This window comes from Nonomuraea sp. AD125B (genome assembly GCF_041402765.1).
GTDB lineage: Bacteria > Actinomycetota > Actinomycetes > Streptosporangiales > Streptosporangiaceae > Nonomuraea > Nonomuraea bangladeshensis.
Genome location: NZ_JBGLOU010000042.1, coordinates 1 through 7,615 on the forward strand (window position 1 = coordinate 1; position 7,615 = coordinate 7,615).

Sequence of the window (7,615 nt, forward strand, 5' to 3'; positions counted from 1 at the left end):
CCACCGGCCCCGGGGAGGCCATGGACGGGCCGTCGGAGCTCGTCGGGACGCTGGCCCCCGTCGAGTGACCGGTCGCGGCCTTGCCGGGCAACCAAGCGTGCGCTAGCTTGGCAAGCGATGAGCGCCGACACCGCCACGCCCCCTCCCCCCGACCCGCCCGCTCACCTGGCCGGGTACCGGGCCGCCTGCGCGCGGGGCGAGCTGGTCGTCCAGCGCTGCGCGGGCTGCGGCCGGTGGGTGCACCTCCCCGAGGCGGCGTGCCCGTGGTGCGGCGGCGCGGAGCTGACGTACGAGCCGGTGACCGGCACGGGCGTGGTGCACACCTTCACCGTCGTGCACCGGTCGTTCGCGCCTGACTACCAGGGGCGGGAGCCGTACGTGATGGCGTGGGTGGACCTGCCCGTGGGCGTGCGCGCGTTCGGGCACGTGGTGGGGTGCGCGCCGGAGGAGGTACGCATCGGCATGCCGGTGCGGGTGACGTTCGTCGACGAGTTGCCGCATTGGAGGCCCGCGTGAAGCTGGGCAACGTGCTGATCCCGGTGGCCGACCTGGACGAGGCCATCGCCTTCTACGGGCTGCCGGTGAAGTTCCGCGACGGCGACCGGTTCGCGGCGCTGGACGGGGGCGGCGTCACGGTGGCGCTGGCCGGGCCCGCCGAGCACGTCACGCCGGGGGCGGCGCCGTCGTACAAGGTGGACGACGTGCGGGAGAGCGTGCGTGAGCTGGCCGCGCGCGGGGCCGAGGTGGTGCGCGGCCCCGAGGAGGGGCCGCACGAGCGGCGGGCCGTGCTGCGCGATCCCTCGGGAAACGTCTTCGTGCTCTATTCCCCCCTCTGAGCCCCGCCGATCTGGAGGCGCCCCCATGGCCCCATCACCGTACGGCAACTACGGCCACGCGATCCTGACCGCCGGCGCGCTGCGCACCCCCGACCGGGTGGCGCTGACGTACTGCGGCGAGCGGAGCTTCACCTACGAGGAGCTGAACGCGAACGTCAACCGCCGCGCCAACGCCCTGCTCGCCGCCGGGATCGGCCCGGGGCGGCGGGTCGCGGCGCTGCTCAACGAGACGCTGACGGTGGCCGAGGTCTACCTGGCGCAGGCCAAGATCGGGGCGGTGACGGCGGCGCTGAACCCGTACTGGCCGGTCGAGACGCTGCGGGACGTGGTCGCGGCGTCGGGCTGCACGGCGTTCGTGCACGACGCGACCGTGGCCGAGACGGTCGAGCGGATCAGGGGCTCGCTGCCCGAGGTCACCACGTGGATCGACGCCCGCGAGCTGACCGGCGGCCCGGACGCCGAGCCGCCGCTCGCCGGCTTCCACGACGACCCGCTCGCGCTCTACTACACCTCGGGCACCACCGGCCTGCCGAAGGCGGTCGTGCACACGCACGCCTCCTCGCTGGCCACGGCGCAGATCTGGCTGGACGTGCCGCGCGGCCCCGACGCGGTGTTCGGCACCGGCGCGATCATCTGGGGCATCGGCTTCCCCGCCATCGTCGGCCCCGCACTGTACGCGGGCATGCGCCTGGTGCTGGAGCAGGACTGGGGGCCGGCGAACTTCCTGCGCGTCGTGCCGCGCGAACGGGTCACGCACGTGTCGCAGATCCCGTCGTTCTACGCGGCGCTGCTCGGCTCGCCGGAGCACGAGGACGTGGACCTGTCGTCCATCCGGGTGATCATGCTGGGCGGCGAGCCGCTGACCGCGCCCATGCTGGACCGGATCAAGGCCCGGCTGCCCGAGGCCGGCGTCTACTCCTATTACGGGCAGACCGAGGCCCCGTACACGTGCATGGGCCGGGTGGACGACGGCTCGACGCCGCTCGGCTCCTCCGGCCGGGCCCGCACCGGCAACGCCGTACGGGTGACGGACCCGAAGGGCCGCCGGGTGATCGACGAGGTCGGCGAGATCAACCTGGCCGGGCCGCACCGCATGGCGGGCTACGACGGCCTGCCCGAGCGGACGGCGGAGGTGCTGCGCGGCGAGTGGTACGTCGGCGGCGACCTCGGCTCCGTCTCCGCCGACGGCGTGCTGCGGGTGCTGGGCCGGCGCGAGGACGCGATCGCCAAGGGCGGCGTGTGGACGCAGCCGGCCGCGGTCGAGGAGGCCGTCGCGGCGCTCGACGGCGTGGCCGAGGCGGGAGCCGTCGGGGTGCCCGAAGGGGCGGCCGAGCAGCGCATCCTGCTGGCCGTCGTGCCGCGCGCCGGGCACTCGCTGGACGCGTCCAAGCTGGCGCTCGCCCTGGCCGACACCCTGCCGGAGCACCGGCGGCCGGACCACATCGTGGTGGCCGAGGAGCTGCCGCACTCGCAGGACGCCTCGGGCGGGCCAGGGAAACTGCTCCGCAAGGCCATCCGCGACCAGTACGGGCACCTGCTCGGGTGAGCGCGCCGGAGTACGTACAGGAGCACGTCCACGAGCACGTCGTCAAGGCGATGCTGCGCGAGGCCGGGGTGCCGGTGCCGCGCGGCGTCGTGCTCCCCCCGGACACGCGGGACTTCGGCGCGGCCGGGGAGCTGACCGAGCCGCTGGTGCTGAAGGCGTTCGGGCCGCAGCTGGTGCACAAGTCCGAGTCCGGCGCGGTGACGCTCGGGCTGCGCGCGACCGAGCTGCCCCGCGCGGCGGCCCGGATGCGGGAACGGGTGCCGCACCTCGCCGGGTTCCTGGTCGAGGAGCAGGCGGCGGCCGGGGTCGAGCTGATCGTGGGCCTGGTCAGGGACGCCGCGTTCGGCCCGGTGCTGCTCGCCGGGCTGGGCGGCGTGTGGACGGAGACGCTGCGGGACACGGCGCTGCGGCTGTGCCCGGTGTCGGAGCCGGACGCGCGGCGCATGCTGGCCTCGCTGCGCGCCGCCCCGCTGCTCGCCGGAAGCAGGGGCCGGCCGCCGGTGGACCTGGCCGCGCTGGTCAAGCTGCTGCTGGCGGTCGGCGGTCCCGGCGGGCTGTGGGAGCGGCTGGAGCTCGGCGAGTTCGAGCTGAACCCGGTGATCGCGACCGCGGACGGCGTGACGGCCGTGGACGCCCGTCATCTGCCCGCCGCGCCGCCCCCGCCCGTCACGCGCGGGGGGACGGCCGACTTCCTGCCGCTGTTCGAGCCGCGCGCGGTGGCCGTCGTGGGCGCGTCCACCACACGGCCCACCTTCGGGAACATGTTCCTCGACTTCTACCGGGCCGCCGGGGTCCCGCTGGTCGCCGTGCACCCGAAGGCGGAGGAGGTGGCGGGCGTGCCGGCCGTGCGCTCGCTCTCCGAAGCCGCCGGGACCGCGGACGTGGACTACGCGCTGGTCGCCGTGCCCGCCGAGCGCTGCCCCGAGGTGGTGGCGCAGGCGGCGGGCGTGCCGTTCGTGCAGGTGATGAGCGGCGGCTTCGGCGAGGCGGGCCGCGCCGGGCTGGAGGACGAGCTGGTCGCCGCCGCCCGCGCGGCCGGCGCCCGCCTGCTCGGGCCCAACTGCATGGGCGTCTACTGCCCGCGCGGCCGGCAGACGTTCGTCGGCGGCGGCCTGGGGCCGCCGGGCTCGGTGGCGCTGATCTCGCAGAGCGGCGGCCTCGCCGGCGAGGTGATCAAGGTCGGGGAGCGGCGCGGCCTGGCCTTCAGCCGGGTCGTCACCGTCGGGAACGCCGCCGACGTCACCCCGGCCGAGCTGCTGCGCTGGCTGGCGCGGGACGAGGAGACGCGGGCCGTCGGCCTCTATCTGGAGGACCCGCGCGACGGGCGGGAGCTGTACGAGGCGCTGCGCGCGCTGGACCGGCCGGTCGTGCTGCTGGTGGGCGGGCGCACCGGCCAGGGCCGGGCGGCCGCCGCCTCGCACACCGGCGGCCTGGTGAGCGACCGGCGCCTGTGGGAGGCGGTCGCCGAGCAGGCCGGGGCGGCGCTGGTGACGAGCCAGGACGACCTCATCGGCGTGCTCGCGTACTTCCAGGCCCACGCCGCCCGCCCGGCCGTCGGGGACGGGGTGCTGGTGGTGGGGCCGAGCGGCGGCGCGAGCGTGCTGGCGGCCGACGCGTTCGACGCGGCAGGGGTGTGCCTGGACCCGCTGCCCGAGGACGTGGCCGGCGAGCTGCGCGGGCTCGGCGTGGCGGCCTTCGGCAACCCCCTGGAGGCGCCGGTGGGCCCGCGTGGCCGCCCGGACCTGGTGCCCGCCGTGGTCGCGGCGATCCTGCGCGTACGGGCGTACCGCGACGTGGTGGCGCACGTCAACGTGCAGGCGTTCTTCACCTACGGCGACGCCCCCGAGGCCCTGTACGCCTACGCGCACGCGCTGGCCGCCGCCCAGGGAACGCTGCCGCGCACCAGGTTCACGCTCGTCACCAGGAACGGCGAGTGCGCGCCGCCGGGCGTCGAGGACGAGGTACGGCGCGTCGCGGCGGCGGCGGGCATCCCGGTTTACCGGTCCATGGAGGCGGCCGCGGTGGCCGTGGCGGCAGGAGGAGATCATGGGGCTGCTTGACGGCAAGGTCGCGCTGATCACCGGCGGCGCGCGGGGCATGGGCGCGGCGCACGTGCGGCTGTTCCTCGCCGAGGGCGCGCGGGTGGTGTTCGGCGACGTCCTGGACGAGGAGGGCAAGGCGCTGGCCGAGGAGACGGGCGCCGCCTACGTCCGGCACGACGTGCGCAGCGCGGCCGAGTGGCAGCAGGCCGTGGGCACCGCCGTGGGCCTGCACGGCCGGCTGGACGTGCTGGTCAACAACGCCGGCATCCTCAGGTACGGCCGCATCGCGGACATGCCGCCCGAGGAGTTCGACCGGGTGGTGGACGTCAATCTCAAGGGCGCCTGGCTGGGCGTCAAGTCGGTGATCGAGCCGTTGAGGGCGGCCGGCGGCGGCTCGATCGTGAACATCTCCTCCATCGAGGGGCTCATCGGCGCTGCGGGGCTGTCGGCGTACGCGGCCTCGAAGTTCGCGGTGCGCGGCCTCACGAAGTCGGCGGCGCGGGAGCTGGCGGGGTTCGGGATCCGGGTGAACTCGGTGCATCCCGGGGCGATCAACACGCCGATGGTGCACGATCCGGACCTCGCGCGGGAGGTGGACGCGGAGGCGTTCGTCAAGGCGATGGTGATCAAGCGCTTCGCCAAGCCGGTGGAGGTGTCGCACGTGGTGGCGTTCCTGGCCTCGGACCGGTCGAGCTACTGCACGGGCAGCGAGTTCACCGTGGACGGCGGGCTGCTCACGGGCGCGGGCTACTGATTACTAACCCTTGGGACAGTAAGATCTTTTACGGTTAAACAGCGCTCGCATGGACATTTCTGGCAGCATCCTGACCTGCGAATTCCTTGCCCCGCAGGCTTTGCCGTCCCTTTGAGCATGCTTGACCTGGTATTACGGCACGGTAACCTCGCTTCATCACGGTAGATGACAAGCCTCCGGTCTTGTCCCACCAGTCACAGGGGGCTTCTCTACCCAGTGCGGCGTGGGGCGAAACCGGCCTTGCCCGGAAGGTGCCCTCATACTTCCATGACGCCAGAGACGCAGAAGTTCATCGAGTTGCTCCAGAGCCAGCTCGGCTACGCCGAGAAGGCCGGCGCGTACACCAAGTTCGGCGACTGGTACGGCAAGAACGTCGAGTTCGACGACGCCTTCACCACCGCCCCCTGGTGCGACATGCTCCTCTCCTGGGCCGCGCACAAGCTCGGCTACGAGGAGTGGATGGGGCAGTTCGCGTGGACGGTGGAGCACGCCAAGTGGTTCAAGAAGCAGGGCGCCTGGGGCAACAAGCCCAAGCCGGGGGCGTTCGTCTTCTACGACTGGGGCGGCTCCAAGAGCATCGACCGCATCGACCACGTCGGCGTCGTGGTCCGCGTCGAGGGCAACACGATCATCACGATCGAGGGCAACATCGACGGCGGTGTCGCCAAGTACAAGAAGCGTGACACCAGCAAGGTCGTCGGCTACGGCTACCCCGACGTCGTCAAGGCCAAGCTCGACGCGAAGGCGGCGAAGAAGAAGTCCGAGGTCGAGGGGTCGCTGCCGCCCGACTCCGGCCCCGGCACCCCCACGCTCTACGTGCAGGACGGCTCGCTCACCGCGATGATCCCGCAGACCGGCGTCGAGCAGGAGAGCGGCGCGCGGCCCCCGCTCGCCGCCCGGCCCGCCGCCCCGGAGCGGAAGAGCGAGCGGACCACCGCCGCCAAGAAGCAGACCACGCCCCCGAAGAAGACCGAGCGGTCCACCGGCTCCCCCGCGGACGTGCGGGCGGGCGCGACGACGGACTCCTCGACCGGCGCGACGACGACCGGCACCGGCGCCGGCCCGACCCCGGCCGCCCCCGGCCAGGGGACCAAGCTGGGCAAGCACGCCAAGCCGACCACCGCCGACACGACCGCGGCCACCGCCGAGCCGCTGCCCACGCACGCCGACGCGAGCGCCACCGGACCGCTCCCTGCCATCTCCTCGCCGACGCTGATCGGCTCGACGCTGGTGGCCGCCCTGGCGCTGCTCGCCGTCGCCAAGACCCGCCAGAACCGGGTACGCGCCGCCGCTGCCGCCGCCTCCCCCGCCCCGCGTCCGGTCCCGTCCCACCGGGGACGCCGCCGCAAGCGCCGTGGCGCCGCCCTGCCCGTCACGCGGCCCGCGTGGAGCCGTACGCTCGCGTCCGGCGCCGCCGAGCTCACCACGGGGCTCGTCACGGGCCCGGCCCCGAGCCTCACGCCCGAACCGGCCACCACGGCCGGCCTCGTCGCCGCGACGGCCACCCCCGACCTGATCACCACGACGGCCGCCGACCTGGCCGCCACGTCCGCCGCCGACCTCACCGCCGCCGACCTCACCGCCGCTGAGACCACGTTCGACCGCGTCGCCGCCGAGACCCTCTTCGCGCGGGAGAACGCCGACCTGTTCGCCGCCGAGACCCCGTTCGTACGGGGCGACGCCGACGTGGTCGCGGCCGGCACCTCCCCCGTCGGGGCCAGGGACGCCCGGCTCGTCGCGGCGGGCGGCAGCGGCAGCGACGCCTCGCCCGCCGAGCAGGTACGCCGCATCAGGGAGGCCCGGCCCTTCGACCCGTTCGCGGACGCCGCGCCCCTGCGCCGGGGCCGTGGCCGCCGTGCCGCCGCCCCCGACCCGCGCACCGGCATCGCCGTGGACAACCCCTACCGGCGCACCGGCCGCCACGCCGACGCCGAGGCCTTCGGCGAGCCGGTGGACGTCGGCCCGTTCGAGCCGTGCTGGGACACCGGCCCGATGCGGCGCATCAGCGACGCCGACCCGCGCGACACGGGCGCGTTCGTCTTCGAGACCGGCCCGTTCCAGCGGATCGTCATCCCGGAGGCGACCAGCTCGTTCGACGCCTTCGCCCCCGCCTGGACCGGCGACGTCCTCGACGGCCCCGCCCCGGCGCCCGTCTCCTACCGGGGACGCCGCCGCCGCCAGGACCCGCCCGCCGAGGAGCCCTTCGTGGACCTGCTGCCGCGCGGCCGCCGGCACCGCCACGACGAGCGCGAGCTGGTCGGCGCGATCAGCGCCACCTCGACCGGCCAGCGCAGCCGGGGCCGCCACCGCGCCTAGGGGCTGTTTCTTAGATCTGCTGACTGATCGTGGTAATGGGGTCACGATTGGTGCATGGGTCGAGGTGACTTAACGAACGCTGAGTGGGAACGGCTCCAGCCACTCCTGCCCGCGGGCGGAC

Annotated in this window: 6 protein-coding genes; all 6 read left to right on the forward strand. The window is 74.5% G+C overall.

Going from position 1 to position 7,615, the window contains the following annotated elements; genetic code table 11:
• The first annotated feature begins 117 nt into the window (after positions 1-117).
• The gene (locus ACBR40_RS46995) at positions 118-516 is read left to right on the forward strand and encodes a Zn-ribbon domain-containing OB-fold protein (protein ID WP_371252945.1); all 399 of its coding nucleotides are present in this window, start codon (positions 118-120) and stop codon (positions 514-516) included.
• Positions 513-836: a VOC family protein gene (locus ACBR40_RS47000; RefSeq protein WP_371252946.1), complete on the forward strand. Its 324-nt coding sequence runs from the start codon at positions 513-515 to the stop codon at positions 834-836. The genes ACBR40_RS46995 and ACBR40_RS47000 overlap by 4 nt, the downstream gene beginning before the upstream one ends.
• A 25-nt stretch (positions 837-861) precedes the next feature.
• Entirely contained in the window at positions 862-2,382 is a 1,521-nt protein-coding gene (locus tag ACBR40_RS47005) for a class I adenylate-forming enzyme family protein (protein ID WP_371252947.1), read from the forward strand.
• Positions 2,379-4,442, forward strand: coding sequence for an acetate--CoA ligase family protein (locus ACBR40_RS47010; protein WP_371252948.1), 2,064 nt, complete (start codon positions 2,379-2,381; stop codon positions 4,440-4,442). Before ACBR40_RS47005 ends, ACBR40_RS47010 begins: the two co-directional genes overlap by 4 nt.
• A complete protein-coding gene (locus tag ACBR40_RS47015) occupies positions 4,429-5,178 on the forward strand; it encodes a glucose 1-dehydrogenase (RefSeq protein WP_344205205.1) in 750 nt (249 codons plus the stop codon). Before ACBR40_RS47010 ends, ACBR40_RS47015 begins: the two co-directional genes overlap by 14 nt.
• A 267-nt stretch (positions 5,179-5,445) precedes the next feature.
• Positions 5,446-7,494 carry a CHAP domain-containing protein gene (locus tag ACBR40_RS47020; protein ID WP_371252949.1) on the forward strand — a complete coding sequence of 683 codons (2,049 nt, stop codon included), beginning with the start codon at positions 5,446-5,448 and terminating at the stop codon, positions 7,492-7,494.
• Positions 7,495-7,615 lie beyond the last annotated feature (121 nt).

Excerpts from the sequence above, each read along its gene's own strand:
- ACBR40_RS46995 (WP_371252945.1), top strand. The coding sequence starts at position 118 with ATGAGCGCCGACACCGCCACGCCCCCTCCCCCCGACCCGCCCGCTCAC.
- ACBR40_RS47005 (WP_371252947.1), top strand. The coding sequence starts at position 862 with ATGGCCCCATCACCGTACGGCAACTACGGCCACGCGATCCTGACCGCC.
- ACBR40_RS47015 (WP_344205205.1), top strand. The coding sequence starts at position 4,429 with ATGGGGCTGCTTGACGGCAAGGTCGCGCTGATCACCGGCGGCGCGCGG.
- ACBR40_RS47020 (WP_371252949.1), top strand. The coding sequence starts at position 5,446 with ATGACGCCAGAGACGCAGAAGTTCATCGAGTTGCTCCAGAGCCAGCTC.